General features: G+C 72.1%; 13 protein-coding genes. 10 read left to right on the top strand and 3 right to left on the bottom strand.

Annotated features, from left to right (window positions below):
• Nucleotides 1-159: 159 nt before the first annotated feature.
• Nucleotides 160-540, top strand: coding sequence for a hypothetical protein (locus ACSMTC_RS14320; protein WP_436560073.1), 381 nt, complete (start codon nucleotides 160-162; stop codon nucleotides 538-540).
• Between the two features lie 24 nt (nucleotides 541-564).
• Here the strand turns inward: ACSMTC_RS14320 and ACSMTC_RS14315 are convergent, their stop codons facing one another.
• Nucleotides 565-1,191 (bottom strand): TetR/AcrR family transcriptional regulator, encoded by a 627-nt coding sequence (locus tag ACSMTC_RS14315; RefSeq protein WP_436560072.1) that lies wholly within the window; start codon nucleotides 1,189-1,191, stop codon nucleotides 565-567.
• Between the two features lie 120 nt (nucleotides 1,192-1,311).
• On the opposite strand from ACSMTC_RS14315, the gene ACSMTC_RS14310 reads away from it, so the two are divergent.
• The 5 genes from ACSMTC_RS14310 (at nucleotide 1,312) to hutI (ending at nucleotide 7,892) form a co-directional block, all read left to right on the top strand.
• On the top strand, nucleotides 1,312-2,049 hold the full coding sequence (locus ACSMTC_RS14310; protein WP_436560071.1) for an SDR family oxidoreductase: 738 nt from the start codon (nucleotides 1,312-1,314) through the stop codon (nucleotides 2,047-2,049).
• Between the two features lie 198 nt (nucleotides 2,050-2,247).
• Nucleotides 2,248-3,939, top strand: a complete 1,692-nt coding sequence (gene hutU / locus ACSMTC_RS14305) for a urocanate hydratase (RefSeq protein WP_436560070.1) — start codon at nucleotides 2,248-2,250, stop codon at nucleotides 3,937-3,939.
• Nucleotides 3,940-3,959: 20 nt separating this feature from the next.
• Complete coding sequence (locus ACSMTC_RS14300; RefSeq protein ID WP_436564683.1) at nucleotides 3,960-5,162, top strand: allantoate amidohydrolase; 1,203 nt, start codon at nucleotides 3,960-3,962, stop codon at nucleotides 5,160-5,162.
• Nucleotides 5,150-6,505 carry a formimidoylglutamate deiminase gene (locus ACSMTC_RS14295; RefSeq protein WP_436560069.1) on the top strand — a complete coding sequence of 452 codons (1,356 nt, stop codon included), beginning with the start codon at nucleotides 5,150-5,152 and terminating at the stop codon, nucleotides 6,503-6,505. Before ACSMTC_RS14300 ends, ACSMTC_RS14295 begins: the two co-directional genes overlap by 13 nt.
• Nucleotides 6,506-6,722: 217 nt before the next feature.
• Nucleotides 6,723-7,892 carry an imidazolonepropionase gene (gene hutI / locus ACSMTC_RS14290; protein WP_436560068.1) on the top strand — a complete coding sequence of 390 codons (1,170 nt, stop codon included), beginning with the start codon at nucleotides 6,723-6,725 and terminating at the stop codon, nucleotides 7,890-7,892.
• Nucleotides 7,893-7,979: 87 nt separating this feature from the next.
• Here the strand turns inward: hutI and ACSMTC_RS14285 are convergent, their stop codons facing one another.
• Nucleotides 7,980-9,488 (bottom strand): peptide MFS transporter, encoded by a 1,509-nt coding sequence (locus ACSMTC_RS14285; protein ID WP_436560067.1) that lies wholly within the window; start codon nucleotides 9,486-9,488, stop codon nucleotides 7,980-7,982.
• Nucleotides 9,489-10,280: 792 nt separating this feature from the next.
• Here ACSMTC_RS14285 and ACSMTC_RS14280 point away from each other — a divergent pair.
• Complete coding sequence (locus ACSMTC_RS14280; RefSeq protein ID WP_375930273.1) at nucleotides 10,281-10,955, top strand: response regulator transcription factor; 675 nt, start codon at nucleotides 10,281-10,283, stop codon at nucleotides 10,953-10,955.
• 68 nt (nucleotides 10,956-11,023) lie between these two features.
• Nucleotides 11,024-12,265 (top strand): ATP-binding protein, encoded by a 1,242-nt coding sequence (locus ACSMTC_RS14275; protein WP_436560066.1) that lies wholly within the window; start codon nucleotides 11,024-11,026, stop codon nucleotides 12,263-12,265.
• A 165-nt stretch (nucleotides 12,266-12,430) separates the two neighbouring features.
• Here ACSMTC_RS14275 and ACSMTC_RS14270 read toward each other — a convergent pair whose 3' ends face one another.
• Complete coding sequence (locus tag ACSMTC_RS14270; RefSeq protein WP_436560065.1) at nucleotides 12,431-12,952, bottom strand: GtrA family protein; 522 nt, start codon at nucleotides 12,950-12,952, stop codon at nucleotides 12,431-12,433.
• A 247-nt stretch (nucleotides 12,953-13,199) separates the two neighbouring features.
• Between ACSMTC_RS14270 and ACSMTC_RS14265 the strand changes: the two genes are divergently transcribed.
• Both ACSMTC_RS14265 and purE read left to right on the top strand, forming a co-directional pair.
• Nucleotides 13,200-14,339: a 5-(carboxyamino)imidazole ribonucleotide synthase gene (locus ACSMTC_RS14265; protein WP_436560064.1), complete on the top strand. Its 1,140-nt coding sequence runs from the start codon at nucleotides 13,200-13,202 to the stop codon at nucleotides 14,337-14,339.
• Nucleotides 14,336-14,869 (top strand): 5-(carboxyamino)imidazole ribonucleotide mutase, encoded by a 534-nt coding sequence (gene purE, locus ACSMTC_RS14260; RefSeq protein ID WP_436560063.1) that lies wholly within the window; start codon nucleotides 14,336-14,338, stop codon nucleotides 14,867-14,869. The genes ACSMTC_RS14265 and purE overlap by 4 nt, the downstream gene beginning before the upstream one ends.
• The last annotated feature ends 83 nt before the right edge of the window (nucleotides 14,870-14,952 follow it).

The raw sequence follows: 14,952 nt of genomic DNA, 5'->3' as shown, positions 1-14,952 counted from the left end.
GGAGGCGGCCCGGTGCCGGTGCGCTTCCCGTGCCCGGGCACGATCCGGGTGAACCGGGTCCGAACCGGCGGTTGCTGACGGCCGGTTGGCGGGCATCCCATCAACAGGCCCCGGTGCAGGGGCCGGACGGGGGTGTCAGCCATGCGTCCGATCCATCAGATGAGACTGACCGGCCGCCTCGCCTCGGGGGCCGACGAGTGGTCCTGCCCCACCTGCGGACGCCGCATCGGGCTGCGGCGTCCGCCCGACCCCGAAGTGGTGGTCCTGGACGCCGGCGACGAGGCCGCCGTCCATGTCGGACTGATCGAGCCGGACGAGGCGGCCGCTGCGGCTGCGGAGAGGTACGGTCTCGGCCCGATCCAGGAGATCCCCCGGCCGCCCGGCGCCGGTACGCCCCAGCCCGGCGGGCCCGACGCCGCCGCGAGCCCGGGCACCACGCCGCCCGGCGCCGCCACACCCGATCCCGCCGCACCGGACGCGCAGGACCGCGCCTGGCTGGCCGAGATCGGCATCGACTGGGACGGCGGCGCGGCGGCCTGAGCGGGGCTCGCCGAAGCCTTCGGATCAGCCCCGCGCGGCGGCCGTCAGGTGCTCGGCCAGTGACTCGGCCGCCGTCGCGTCCAGTGGTGCGTGGCCGGCCAGCAGTCGGTACCAGAGGAAGCCGTAGCCGAGGTCGACCAGTACGGCCGGGTCGGCGCCGGGCCTCAACTCGCCTCGCTCCTGGGCGCGTTGGAACAGTGTCCGGAGCGCCTCCCGGCGGCGGGCGGTGAAGTCGGCGAAGACGCCGGCGACCGCCTTTTCGCGCTGTGCCCCGGACACCACCTCGACGAGCAGCCGGGTCATGCCCTGGCTCTCCAGTGCGGCGAAGCTGGCCCGGAAGAACTCGGTGAGGTCCCCGGGCAGTGAACCCGTGTCGGGCAGTCCGACGGAGGTGGCCGCGGACTCCGCCATCGCCTCGGCGACCACCGCGCCCTTGGTGGGCCACCAGCGGTAGATGGTCTGCTTGCCGACGCCCGCCGCGCGGGCGATCCCGTCGATGGTGAGGTCCTGCCGCCCGGGGTCGCGAAGCAGCTCCATGGCTGCGGTCAGTACGGCCTGCCGGGCCGCCTCGTTACGCCTGCGGCCGGTGTGCGGGCGGCCTGCGACCGGCCGGCGGGGCTCCTCTGCGGCGCTGACCTGGGGTTCTTCCATGCATCGACGATACACCTTGACGAGACCATGAGTCTCGACAAACAATTGTCGAGACGGATCGTCTTAACAAGGTTCGGCCCGCTCTCCGGGGGTCGGCCATCACGTAATGGGGGAGTCACCATGTCCGTGTCCTTCGCAGGCCAGCGCGTCGCCGTCATGGGCGCCAGCCACGGCATCGGCGAGGCCGCCGCCCGGGAGTTCGCCGAGGCCGGCGCCCAGGTGATCATCGCCGGCCGGTCCAAGGAGCGCCTCGACGCCGCCGCGGCCCGGATCGGCCACCCGGTGGCCGTCGCCGAGCTGGACGCCACCGATTCGGACTCGGTGGCCGCCTTCTTCGCCGAGGTCGAGCCGCTCGACCACCTGGTGATCACGCTCAGCTCGGGTGCGATCGGCCTCGCCCCGTTCGCCGAGCTCGCCGAGGCCGACCTGCGCGCGGCCTTCGACGGCAAGGTCTTCGCGCACCTGCGCATCCTCCAGGCCGCACTGCCCAAGCTCCGCCGGGACGGTTCGGTCACGCTGATCACCGCGGCCTCCGCGCGGGCCGCGCTCCCCGGCTCGGCCGGGCTGGCGGCGGTCAACGGGGCGCTGGAGTCGGCCGTCCCGCCGCTCGCGGCCGAGCTGGCGCCGCTGCGGGTCAACGCGGTCTCGCCGGGCGTGATCGACACCGCCTGGTGGTCCGGGGTCCCGGAGGCCGACCGCGCCGCGCTCTTCGAGGGCATCGCCAAGGGGCTGCCGGTCGGCCGGATCGGCCGCCCCGAGGAGGTCGCCCGGGCCATCACCTACCTCGCGGGCAACGGCTTCGTCACCGGCACCGTGCTCGACTGCGCCGGCGGCGCCACCCTCGCCAGCGGCCGCTGAGTCGCCGGGCTGGGGACTTTCGGCCCTGGGGCGGCTCCTCTGGTGCCGCCCGGCCCGCCCGCTGAGTCGCCGGCCACCGGACTCCCCTCACCCGCTGCATGAATTTATTCAGGATCGCCCTCTGGTCCCGGCCTCCTTGTTTGGTTATATTCAGCGTGCTCAATCCTGAATGAATCCATCCGCAAGGAGGCCGGGAGCATGGTTCAGCAGCAGGCGGGCAGTGGTCCGCGTGAGGTGCGTGCGGCGCGCGGGACGCAGCTGACCGCGCAGGGCTGGCAGCAGGAAGCCGCGATGCGGATGCTCATGAACAACCTCGACCCCGAGGTCGCCGAGCACCCGTCCAAGCTGGTCGTCTACGGCGGCACCGGCAAGGCCGCCCGCGACTGGCGCTCGTACGACGCCATGGTCCGCACCCTGCAGACGCTCAAGCAGGACGAGACCATGCTGGTCCAGTCGGGCCGCCCGGTCGGCGTGATGCAGACCCACGAGTGGGCGCCGCGCGTGCTGATCGCCAACTCCAACCTGGTCGGCGACTGGGCCAACTGGGAGGAGTTCCGCCGGCTGGAGAGCCTCGGGCTCACCATGTACGGCCAGATGACCGCCGGTTCCTGGATCTACATCGGCACCCAGGGCATCCTCCAGGGCACGTACGAGACCTTCGCCGCCGTCGCCACCAAGAAGTTCAACGGCTCGCTCGCCGGCACCATCACCCTGACCGCCGGCCTCGGCGGCATGGGCGGCGCCCAGCCGCTGGCCGTCACCATGAACGGCGGCGTGGTGATCTGTATCGACTGCGACCCGTCCCGGATCGCCCGCCGGATCGAGCACCGCTACCTGGACGTCGAGGCCAAGGACCTCGCCCACGCGCTCGAACTGGCCACCGCCGCACGGGACAAGAAGCAGCCGCTCTCCATCGGTGTGCTCGGCAACGCCGCCGAGCTGGTCCCGCAGCTGCTGGCGATGGACGCCCCGATCGACATCGTCACCGACCAGACCAGCGCCCACGACCCGCTGAGCTACCTGCCCATCGGCGTGGCCTTCGACGACATGGCCGACTACGCGGCCGAGAAGCCCGCCGAGTTCACCCAGCGCTCGCGGGAGTCGATGGCCAGGCACGTGGAGGCGATGGTCGGCTTCCAGGACCGCGGCGCCGAGGTCTTCGACTACGGCAACTCGATCCGCGGCGAGGCCCAACTGGCCGGCTATGAGCGGGCGTTCGAGTTCCCCGGATTCGTCCCCGCCTACATCCGCCCGCTGTTCTGCGAGGGCAAGGGCCCGTTCCGCTGGGCCGCGCTCTCCGGTGACGCCCGGGACATCCACAAGACCGACAAGGCCGTGCTCGACCTGTTCCCGGAGAACGAGTCGCTGGCCCGCTGGATCAAGATGGCCCAGGAGAAGGTGCACTTCCAGGGCCTCCCGGCGCGCATCTGCTGGCTCGGCTACGGCGAGCGGGACAAGGCCGGCGAGCGCTTCAACGACATGGTGGCCTCCGGCGAGCTCTCCGCCCCGATCGTGATCGGCCGCGACCACCTGGACTGCGGCTCGGTCGCCTCCCCGTACCGCGAGACCGAGGCGATGCTGGACGGCTCGGACGCCATCGCCGACTGGCCGCTGCTCAACGCCATGGTCAACGTGGCCTCCGGTGCCTCCTGGGTCTCCATCCACCACGGCGGCGGCGTCGGCATCGGCCGCTCGATCCACGCCGGCCAGGTCACCGTCGCCGACGGTACGGCGCTGGCCGGCGAGAAGATCCGCCGGGTGCTCACCAACGACCCGGGCATGGGCGTCATCCGGCACGTGGACGCCGGGTACGACCGCGCGGCCGAGGTCGCGGCCGAGCGCGGGGTGCGCATCCCCATGACCGAGCACGGCCCGACGGGCGAGCTGTGACCTTCGACAGTTTCGAACGGATGTGGGCGGAGCTGCTCCCGGTGGGCCGCTCCGCCTCCTCCGGCGGCTACCGCCGGTTCGCCTGGAACTCCGCCGACGCCGAGTGCCGCGCCTGGTTCGAGGAGCAGGCCAACTCGCGCGGCCTGACCTACGAGCTGGACCGCAACGGCAACCAGTGGGCCTGGCTGGGGGATCCGCAGGCCGAAGGCGCCGTCGTCACCGGCTCGCACCTGGACTCGGTCCCGGACGGCGGCGCCTATGACGGCCCGCTGGGCGTGGTCTCCTCCTTCGCCGCCCTGGACGAACTCCGTTCCCGCGGAGCCGAGTTCAGCAGGCCGCTGGCGATCGTCAACTTCGGCGACGAGGAGGGTGCGCGGTTCGGCGTGGCCTGCGTCGGCTCCCGGCTGAGCACCGGGGTACTGAGCCGCGAGCAGGCGCTGGAGCTGCGCGACGCCGACGGCGTCCGGCTGCCCGACGCGATGGAGCGGGCGGGCTGCGACCCGGCCGCGATCGGTGCGGACGGCGACCGGCTCGCCCGGATCGGCGCCTTCGTGGAACTCCACGTCGAGCAGGGCCGCTACCTGGCGGAGGACCAGCCGGTCGGGGTGGCCAGCGCGATCTGGCCGCACGGCCGCTGGCGGTTCGACTTCCACGGCGAGGCCAACCACGCCGGCACCACCCGCATCGAGGACCGCCGCGACCCGATGCTCACCTACGCCAACACCGTGCTCGCCGCCCGCAAGAAGGCCAGACTGGCGGGCGCGCTGGCCACCTTCGGCAAGGTCGCGGTGGAGCCCAACGGCACCAACGCCATCGCCTCCCTGGTCCGCGGCTGGCTGGACTCCAGGGCCGCCGACGAGCAGACCCTCGCCGCCCTGGTCGAGGAGATCCGGCAGGCGGCGTACGAGCGCGGCGAGCGCGACGGCGTCCGGGTCGAGCTGACAGCCGAGTCCTTCACCCCGGTCGTGGAGTTCGACGGCCCGCTGCGCGACCGCCTGGCCCGGACCCTCGGCCGGCGGGGCCGCGGCGGGGTGCCGGTGCTCCCCACCGGCGCGGGACACGACGCCGGAATCCTGGCATCGGTGGTTCCGACCGCCATGCTGTTCGTGCGGAACCCGAGCGGAGTCTCGCACTCCCCGGCCGAGCACGCCGAGGAGGCCGACTGCCTCGCCGGAGTGGCCGCCCTCGCCGACGTACTGGAGGACCTCGCATGCCAGCCGTAGCCACGTACTGGGCGGAGCACGCCTGGCTGCCGCACGCCGGCGGTCCGGTGGTCGAGCGGGACGTGCTGATCACCGTCGGCGCCGACGGCAGGATCACCGAGGTCCGCCCGGGCAGCGGGCCCTGCCCGGCGGACGCCGTCCGGCTGACCGGTCTGACCCTGCCGGGCCAGGCCAACGCCCACTCGCACGCCTTCCACCGCGCCCTGCGCGGCAGCGTCCAGATCGGCTCCGGCACCTTCTGGACCTGGCGGGACACCATGTACAGGTTCGCCGGGGCACTCGACCCGGACAGCTACCTGGCGCTGGCCACCGCCGTGTACGCCGAGATGGCGCTTGCCGGGATCACCGCCGTCGGCGAGTTCCACTACCTGCACCACGCGCCCGGCGGCGCCCGCTACGGCGATGCCAACGCCATGGGCGAGGCGCTGATCGAGGCGGCGGCCCGGGCCGGCATCCGGATCACCCTGCTGGACACCTGCTACCTCTCCTCCGGGTTCGGCGCCGAGCCGACCACGCCGCAGCTGAGGTTCAGCGACGGCGACGCCGAGGCCTGGGCGGCCCGGGCCGACGGGCTCAAGGAGAGCGGGCACGCCAGGATCGGCGCGGCCATCCACTCGGTCCGGGCCGTCCCGGCCGAGCAGCTGGCCACCGTCGCGCACTGGGCGGCGATGCGCAAGGCACCGCTGCACGTCCACCTCTCGGAGCAGACCGCCGAGAACGACGCCTGCCTCACCGCCCACGGGGTCACCCCGACCCGGCTGCTCGCCGACCACGGCGTCCTCGGCCCGCGTACCTCGGCCGTGCACGCCACCCACCTCACCGACGAGGACGTCCGGCTGCTCACCGACTCCTCGACCAGGATCTGCATGTGCCCGACCACCGAGCGCGACCTGGCCGACGGGATCGGCCCGGCCCGGCGCCTGGCCAGCGGCGGCTGCCCGATCACCCTGGGCAGTGACAGCCACGCCGTGATCGACCCGTTCGAGGAGGCGCGGGCGCTGGAGCTGAACGAGCGCCTGCACAGCCGGACCCGGGGCCACTGGACCGCCACCGCGCTGCTGCGGGCCGGCACCGAGGACGGCCACGCCTCGCTCGGCTGGCCCGAGGCCGGCCGGATCGAGGCCGGTGCGCCGGCGGACCTCACCGTGGTCGCGCTGGACTCGGTGCGCACCGCGGGGCCCGAGCCCGAGCTCGGCGCCGAGACGGCGGTCTTCGCGGCCTCGGCCGCCGACGTCCGGCACGTGGTGGTTGGCGGCCGGCAGATCGTCCGCGACGGAGTGCACCAGCTGGTCGCGGACGTACCGGGCGCGCTGCGCGACTCGATCGCCGCACTGCGGTCCTGACGCCGTCAGGGGAGCGGGGACCTGCGCGGGACGGAACGGCACTGCCCGCACGCGGCTGCTGTGGGGCACGCTGAACCGCCCCACCAGGGGCAGCGGGGCCGGGGCCGGGTGCGGCAGTGCTCCTCCGCCTCGCGCGGTTCCCCGCGCCCCTGGTGGTTCACCCGTCCCGCGTCTGGAAACCCGCGTCCGACAACCCAGAACCCCCGAAAGGCCTCCCATGAGCACTCTCCTGATCACCGACATCGGCAGCCTGGTCACCAACGACCCCGCGCGGGGCACCGGCCCGCTCGGCCTGGTGACGGACGCCGCCGTACTGGTCGAGGCCGGGCGGGTGGCGTGGGTCGGTCCGGCGGGATCGGCACCGGCCGCCGACGAGCGGTACGAGGCGGCCGGGCGGGCGCTGCTGCCGGGGTTCGTGGACTCGCACGCCCACCTGGTCTTCGCCGGCGACCGTACCGCCGAGTTCAACGCGCGGATGTCCGGCCAGTCCTACAGCGCGGGCGGCATCCGCACCACCGTCGCCGCCACCCGTGCCGCGAGCGACGAGGAGCTGGACGCCAACCTGGTCCGCTTCCTGAACGAGGCGCTCCGCCAGGGCACCACCACCGTCGAGTGCAAGTCCGGCTACGGCCTCACGGTCGCCGACGAGGCGCGGGCGCTGCGGATCGCCGCCTCGCACACCCCCGAGACCACCTATCTCGGCGCCCATGTGGTGGCCCCCGAGTTCGCCGACGACCCGGCGGCCTACGTGGACCTGGTGACCGGCGAGATGCTGGACGCCTGCGCGCCGCACGCCCGCTGGGTGGACGTCTTCTGCGAGCAGGGCGCCTTCGACGGGGACCAGGCCCGGGCCGTGCTCACCGCCGGGGCGAAGCGCGGGCTGATCCCCCGGGTGCACGCCAACCAGCTCTCGTACGGCCCCGGGGTGCAGCTGGCCGTGGAGCTCGGCGCCGCCTCGGCCGACCACTGCACCCACCTCACCGACGCCGACGTGGCCGCGCTCGCGGACTCCGAGACGGTCGCCACCCTGCTCCCCGGTGCGGAGTTCTCCACCCGCGCGAAGTACCCGAACGCGCGCCGCCTGCTCGACGCGGGCGCCACCGTCGCGCTCTCCACCGACTGCAACCCGGGCTCCAGCTTCACCAGCTCGATGGCCTTCTGCATCGCGGTGGCGGTCCGCGAGATGGGCATGACCCCGGACGAGGCCGTGTACGCGGCGACCGCCGGCGGCGCCCGGGCGCTGCGGCGCACCGATGTCGGCGGCATCACCGTCGGCGCCCGGGCCGACCTGCAGCTGCTGGACGCACCCTCGCACGTCCACCTGGCCTACCGTCCGGGCGTGCCGCTCACCGCGGCGGTCTGGCGCGCGGGCGTACGGATGGTCTGAGCAGGGCCTCCCGGCCTCGCCCGGGGTACGCGAAGGGCCGGCACCCGTGGGGGTGCCGGCCCTTCGCCGTGGGGGATCAGCGGTGCGTCAGTGCACGTCGCCCATCAGCCTGACGACGTTCTTGCGGTACAGCGCCAGGGCGACACCGGCGACCAGGGCCATCGCGCCCTGGATCGCGAAGTACCAGGTGCTGCCGACCACGCTGTCGCCGAGGACCAGCTGGAAGATGGCGGCCACACAGTCACCGGCGGTGACGGCGAGGAACCAGACACCCATCATCTGGCTGGCGTACTTGACCGGGGCCAGCTTGGTGGTGACCGAGAGGCCGACCGGGGAGAGGGTCAGCTCACCGACGGTCTGGACCAGGTAGACCGTGGCCAGCCACAGCGGGCTCACCTTCTCGCCACCGGAGGCGGCGGCCATCGCCAGCATCATCACGAAGAACGAGGCGCCGATCATCAGCAGACCGATGGCGAACTTCATGGTGGTGCTGGGGTTCTTGGCGCGCTTGGAGAGCCAGATCCAGAGCCAGGCGAAGACCGGGGCCAGCGCCATGACGTAGAGCGGGTTCAGCGACTGGAACCAGCTGGACGGGAAGTTGAACCCGAACAGGTCCGAGGCGGTGTTGCTGCTGGCGAAGACGCTCAGCGTCGAGCCGGTCTGGTCGTAGATCATCCAGAACACGGCGGCGGCGACGAAGAACCAGATGTAGCCGCTCATCTTGGACTGCTCGTCCGAGCTGAGGTCCTTGTCCCGCTTCACCTTGGTGAAGACGAAGACCGGGATCGCGAGGCCCGCGATCGACAGCGGCCAGACCGCCCAGTTGATGGTGAAGTGGCCGGTCGCCACGACGATGGCGTAGAAGACCACGGCCGCGCCCAGCCACAGGCCGGCCTTGCGGAAGATCGCGCTCTTCTCCTCGGCCGAGATCGGCGAGGTCACCACGTCGCTCTTGGCGCTCAGGTGGCGGGTGCCCAGCAGGAACTGGCCGAGGCCGAGTGCCATGCCGACACCGGCGAGGGCGAAGCCGAGGTGCCAGTTCACGCTCTGGCCGACGGTGCCGACCACCAGCGGGGCGAAGAACGAGCCGAGGTTGATCCCCATGTAGAAGATGGTGAAACCACCGTCGCGGCGCGGGTCGTTCGGGCCGTCGTAGAGGTGGCCGACCATCGTGGAGATGTTGGCCTTGAGCAGGCCGGAGCCGATGGCGATGGACGCCAGACCGACGAAGAACGACACGGAGGCCGGGACGGCGAGCAGGAAGTGGCCGATCATGATGATCGTGCCGCCGATCGCGACCGTCTTGCGGGCGCCGAGGAAGCGGTCCGCGATCCAGCCACCGGGCAGGGCCAGCAGGTAGACCATGGCCGTGTAAACGCTGTACACGGCGCTGGCGGCCGCCACCTTCATGCCGAGGCCGCCCTCGGTGATGGAGGCGGTCATGTAGAGCACCAGCAGGGCACGCATGCCGTAGTAGCTGAAGCGCTCCCACATCTCGCTCATGAAGAGCGTGGCGAGGCCCCGGGGGTGCCCGAGGAAGGTCTTGCCGCTGTGGGGAGCCGACTGGACGTCGGCAGCCACGGTCGTAGACGCCATAGGTAGTGGTTCCTTGCCTGAAGCGTCCGCCCAGAGGGGGGTTGGGGCGGACGGGTACCAGACCACTGTACGTGGCGGTATTCCACTCATTCGAAGGACAAAACGGGCTATGAGCGTATTGTCCAGGTAAAGGATCAAGGCGCTTGACCGCTAAGTTCGATGGCAATCGCCTAAATATTCCTTCGAACCGCAGGTTTAAGGGGGGAGTTTTTCGGCCATGCCCGAACGGCCCCCGGGCCGAGGGGGTTCATGACAACGCCCTGGTAACGCTTGATAACAATCACGCTCTGTGAACTACCTCACAGCGTCAGGCGGCGGCCGGGACCGGCCCCCGGGAGCCGGAGAACGGCCCGGCCGCCCGGGACCGCAGGCCCGCCGGCGAGCGTGCGCCGGCCCGCGGATGAGCGTGCCCCCGGCGAGGCCGCCGTCACCCGAACGGGACCGATCCCGCACCCGGTCGGCGGACGGCGGGAGCGGGGGAGCCGACGGCGGGCGCCTCCCACAGTGGCCGAACCGGTCGCGAGAAGGCAGCCGGTGCGCGCGGATGCCTGTAGAAGGCAGCCCTGCCCCCGGTGGTGCGCCCGGCTCGGGAAGCCGGTCGGAGCCCCGTCCGCCCCCGCAGCCCGGCCGCTCCGTCTGCCAACCGTCCTCCCGGGCTCGCCGCCGGTGACTCGTCGCGCCGGGATCCGGTGCCCCGCGCCCGGGCAGGACGGGGCGGGATTGCGCCGTTTGAGGAGAATCCGCAGTCCGGGGGGCCTGATCGCGGGCCGCCAAGCCGACTACCATCGCCCCATGACCTGTGTGCTGCTGGCCGAGGACGACCCGGCAATCTCCGAACCGCTGGCCCGCGCGCTGCGCCGCGAGGGCTACGAGGTCCTCGTACGCGAGGACGGCCCGGCCGCGCTCGGCGCCGCCCTGACCGAGGAGGTCGACCTCGTCGTCCTCGATCTCGGCCTGCCCGAGATGGACGGCCTCGAAGTCTGCCGCCGGCTGCGCGCCGACGGCCGTAGCTGCCCCGTACTGGTGCTGACCGCGCGCGCCGACGAGGTGGACACCGTGGTCGGCCTGGACGCCGGTGCCGACGACTACGTCACCAAGCCCTTCCGGCTGGCCGAGCTCCTCGCCCGGGTCCGGGCGCTGCTCCGGCGCGGCAACGTGGACCAGCTCACCACCGGCGCGCACGGCGTGAAGATCGACATCGAGTCGCACCGCGCCTGGCTCGGCGAGGAGGAGCTGACCCTCTCGGCCAAGGAGTTCGAGCTGCTCCGGGTCCTGGTCCGGGACGCCGGGCGAGTGGTCACCCGCGAGGAGATCATGCGCCAGGTCTGGGACACCACCTGGTGGACCTCCACCAAGACCCTGGACATGCACATCTCCTGGCTGCGCAAGAAGCTCGGCGACGACGCGGCCAACCCCCGCTACATCGCCACCGTGCGCGGCGTCGGCTTCCGGTTCGAGAAGAACTGACCCGGCCTTCCGGGAAGAGCTGACCCCATCAGGACCGTCCAAGTGAGTCGACCAGAGGGCATCCCGGCGTGAAGCGCAGAATGATCAATTCGCTGCTGGGCGTGGTCCTGGTGGTGGTGGCGGTGTTCTGCGTCCCGCTCGCCCTGATCGAGAAGCAGAGCATCGTCTACGCCGCGAACGACCGGGTCGACGCTGCGGCCGTCCGGGTGCTCGGGCTGGTGGAGAGCCGGCTCGCGGCGGGCGAGCCGGTCACCGGGGAGAAGTTCGCCGCCCAGGTCACCGACGGCAGCTTCGTCACCGTCTCCATCCCCGGGCAACCGCTGATCGCGGTCGGCCGTCCGGTCACCGGTCCGGCGCTCACCGCCACCGAGCAGGGCCTGAGCGGGGAGAGCGTCACCGTCGTCCAGTCCAGGGCCGACGTGGACCACGAGATCGGCAACATGCTGCTGCTGCTCGGACTGGTGGCCCTGCTGGCGGTCCAGGCGGCGGTCGCCCTCGCGGTCTGGCAGGCCAAGCGGCTCGCCCAGCCGCTCACCGACCTCGCCGAGACCGCCGAACGCCTCGGCTCCGGCGACCCCCGCCCCCGCGACCGCCGCTACGGGGTCCCCGAACTCGACCGGATCGCCGAGGTGCTGGACACCAGCGCCGAACGGATCGCCCGGATGCTCACGGCGGAGCGCCGCCTCGCCGCCGACGCCTCGCACCAGCTGCGCACCCCGCTCACCGCGCTCTCCATGCGCCTTGAGGAGATCACCGCGCTCGCCGAGGATCCCAACACGGTCCGCGAGGAGGCGACCATCGCGCTCCAGCAGGTCGAGCGGCTCACCGACGTGGTGCAGCGGCTGCTCACCAACCAGCGCGACCCGCACAGCCCGACCGCCGTGGTCTTCGACCTGGACGACGTCATCAAGCAGCAGATCGAGGAGTGGGGCCCCTCACTCCGCGAGACCGGTCGCAGCCTGCGGATCGAGGGCCTCAGAAGCGTCTCGGTGATGGGGACTCCCGGCACGGTCGCGCAGATCCTGGCCACCCTGATCGAGAACTCCCTGATGCACGGCGCCGGGACGATCACGCTCAGGGTGCGCCCGTCCGGGAACTCGATCGTCGCGGAGGTCCAGGACGAGGGGCCCGGAGTCCCGCCCGAGCTCGGCAACCGGGTCTTCGAACGCGCTGTCAGCGGTCGCAACTCCACCGGCATCGGCCTCGCCGTGGCCCGCGACCTGGCCGAGGCCGACGGCGGCCGCCTGGAGCTGCTGTCGCTCCAACCCCCGGTCTTCGCCCTCTTCCTGAGCCGCAGCGGCGTCCGCTGAGGAAGGCCGGCCGGGGGCCGGGCACCGGGTGCCTCCCCGCTCTCCCGTCGGCGTACCGCGGTCTGCTCGGGGTGTGGCTCACGCGCCGTGTGGCCTGCCCGGCGTGTGGCCTGCCCGGCGTGTGGCCTACTCAGCCGGCCTACGGCTTACTTGGCGTACTGCGGGTTACTTGGCGTACTGCGGCTGCTCGGCCGCGAGGAGCAGCTCGGCCTCGCCCACCACCTGCGGCTCCGCCAGCTCCGGCATCGCCTTGAACACCCAGGTGCGGTACGAGAAGAAGCGGAAGACCGTGCCCGCCGCCAGGCCGACCACGTTCTTGGCGATCAGCTGGCTGCCGGAGGAGGTGTAGTGGAGCACGTGCACCGAGAAGGCCAGGATGCCGTTCTCGATCAGCATCCCGATCCCGCTGAAGATCAGGAAGAGGGTGATCTCCCGCTTGCGGGAGGCCGCGTCGCGGTCGCGGTACAACCAGTACCGGTAGCCGAGGTAGTTCGTCCCGATCGCGACGGCGGTGGCGATGAAACCCGCGAACGAGTGGATCAGGCCCTCGCCCTGGAGGCAGGCCCAGAAGACCGCCGCGTTGACCACCACACCGGCCGCGCCGACGATCCCGAACTTGACTACCTCGCCGGAGAGTCCACGCAATCGCCGGATCAGCGAGGGCCTGGTGCTGGTGGTCGCGGTCATGCCCGGCAGTCTCCTGTGCTCGCGTACGAGAGGTAGGTGAGCGCTCGCCAGGGCGCAGCGCGACAGGACCCCTCGTGTACAAGATCGGATAGTGCTCCCCGGGGCCCGGCCCACCAGGCTACTCGTTCTCCATGAGCCCGCCGGTGCCCAGGGCGGCTCCCGGGTACTGCGTTCACGGGCTGTTCAACGGCACGTACCGGCCTTGACCGGCCCGGATATCCTGGGCAGCGTGACTTTCGCGGGCAATGTGAATTTTCCAGTGGTAGGCATGATCGGCGGCGGGCAGCTGGCGCGGATGGCACATGGGGCCGGGATCCCGTTGGGTATCCGCTTCCGGCTTCTCGCCGACACCCCGCAGGACTCCGCCGCGCAGGTGGTCTCGGACGTCGTCATCGGCGACTACCGGGACCTGGACACCCTGCGCCGGTTCGCGGCCGGCTGCGACGTGATCACCTTCGACCACGAGCACGTCCCCACCGAGCACCTGCGCGCGCTCCAGGCCGACGGCATCGCGGTGCGGCCGGGCCCGGACGCGCTGGTCAACGCTCAGGACAAGGGCGTGATGCGGGCCAGGCTGGACTCGATCGACGTCCCCTGCCCGAGGCACCGCCTGGTCGCCGACCCGGCCGATGTGACAGCCTTCGCCGCCGAGGGCTCCGGCTACCCGGTCGTGCTGAAGACCGTGCGCGGCGGCTACGACGGCAAGGGCGTCTGGGTGGTCGACGACGAGCAGGAGGCGGCGGCGCCGTTCCTGGCCGGGGTGCCCGTGCTGGCCGAGGAGAAGGTCGACTTCGTCCGCGAGCTGGCCGCCAACGTGGTCCGCTCGCCCAGTGGCCAGGCGGTCGCCTACCCGGTGGTGGAGAGCGTCCAGGAGAACGGCGTCTGCGCCGAGGTGACCGCCCCCGCGCCCGACCTCGACCCCGAACTTGCCGCTGAGGCCCAGGCGTTGGCGTTGCGGATCGCGGGCGAGCTGGACATCACCGGCCACCTCGCGGTCGAGCTGTTCCAGACCCGGGACGGCCGCATCCTGGTCAACGAGCTGGCCATGCGCCCGCACAACTCCGGCCACTGGTCAATGGACGGTGCCGTCACCTCGCAGTTCGAGAACCACCTCCGCGCCGTACTCGACCTGCCGCTGGGCGACCCGCGTCCGCGCGCCAGGTGGACCGTCATGGTGAACGTCCTCGGCGGCGACTACCCGGACATGTACCACGCCTTCCTGCACTGCATGGCCCGCGACCCGGGCCTGCGGATCCACATGTACGGAAAGGACGTGAAGCCCGGCCGCAAGGTCGGGCACGTCAACGTCTTCGGGGACGACCTCGACGACGTCCGCGAGCGCGCCCGCCACGCGGCCGCCTACCTGCGAGGGACGATCACCGAATGAGCAGCAGTTCCAACCCCGTTGTCGGCATCGTCATGGGCTCGGACTCCGACTGGCCCGTGATGGAGGCCGCCGCCCAGGCGCTCGACGAGTTCGACGTCTCCTACGAGGTGGACGTCGTCTCGGCCCACCGGATGCCGCGCGAGATGGTCGCCTACGGCGAGAACGCCCACCGGCGCGGGCTCAAGGCGATCATCGCCGGCGCGGGCGGCGCGGCCCACCTGCCGGGCATGCTCGCCTCGGTGACGCCGCTCCCGGTGATCGGTGTCCCGGTGCCGCTGCGCTACCTGGACGGTATGGACAGCCTGCTGTCGATCGTCCAGATGCCGGCCGGGGTGCCGGTGGCCACCGTCTCGGTCGCGGGTGCCCGCAACGCCGGGCTGCTGGCGGTCCGGATGCTCGCCGCCTTCGACCCCGAACTGGCCGAGAAGATGGTCGAGTTCCAGGCCGAGCTGAACAACCAGGCCACCGAGAAGGGCAAGAAGCTGCGCGCCAAGGTGGCCGGCTCCACCGCCTTCGGCTTCACCGGCTGACGCCTGCCGCACGCCCTCCCGCACACCGGGCCCCGCCCGCCGTACGCCGTCGGCGCCCGGTGTGCGGGGCCCGGCGTGCTCTT

The organism is Kitasatospora sp. HPM-01-4, from assembly GCF_051374625.1.
GTDB lineage: Bacteria > Actinomycetota > Actinomycetes > Streptomycetales > Streptomycetaceae > Kitasatospora.
Note: the sequence above shows the minus strand (reverse complement) of the source record. Positions and strands in the feature narration are given on the sequence as shown.

What these genes read in the sequence shown, in the direction of transcription:
- ACSMTC_RS14300 (WP_436564683.1), top strand. Translation starts at nt 3,960, where the DNA reads ATGTGGGCGGAGCTGCTCCCGGTGGGCCGCTCCGCCTCCTCCGGCGGC.
- ACSMTC_RS14280 (WP_375930273.1), top strand. Translation starts at nt 10,281, where the DNA reads ATGACCTGTGTGCTGCTGGCCGAGGACGACCCGGCAATCTCCGAACCG.
- hutI (WP_436560068.1), top strand. Translation starts at nt 6,723, where the DNA reads ATGAGCACTCTCCTGATCACCGACATCGGCAGCCTGGTCACCAACGAC.
- ACSMTC_RS14320 (WP_436560073.1), top strand. Translation starts at nt 160, where the DNA reads ATGAGACTGACCGGCCGCCTCGCCTCGGGGGCCGACGAGTGGTCCTGC.
- ACSMTC_RS14315 (WP_436560072.1), bottom strand. Translation starts at nt 1,191, where the DNA reads ATGGAAGAACCCCAGGTCAGCGCCGCAGAGGAGCCCCGCCGGCCGGTC.
- ACSMTC_RS14270 (WP_436560065.1), bottom strand. Translation starts at nt 12,952, where the DNA reads ATGACCGCGACCACCAGCACCAGGCCCTCGCTGATCCGGCGATTGCGT.
- ACSMTC_RS14310 (WP_436560071.1), top strand. Translation starts at nt 1,312, where the DNA reads ATGTCCGTGTCCTTCGCAGGCCAGCGCGTCGCCGTCATGGGCGCCAGC.
- hutU (WP_436560070.1), top strand. Translation starts at nt 2,248, where the DNA reads ATGGTTCAGCAGCAGGCGGGCAGTGGTCCGCGTGAGGTGCGTGCGGCG.
- purE (WP_436560063.1), top strand. Translation starts at nt 14,336, where the DNA reads ATGAGCAGCAGTTCCAACCCCGTTGTCGGCATCGTCATGGGCTCGGAC.
- ACSMTC_RS14295 (WP_436560069.1), top strand. Translation starts at nt 5,150, where the DNA reads ATGCCAGCCGTAGCCACGTACTGGGCGGAGCACGCCTGGCTGCCGCAC.
- ACSMTC_RS14285 (WP_436560067.1), bottom strand. Translation starts at nt 9,488, where the DNA reads ATGGCGTCTACGACCGTGGCTGCCGACGTCCAGTCGGCTCCCCACAGC.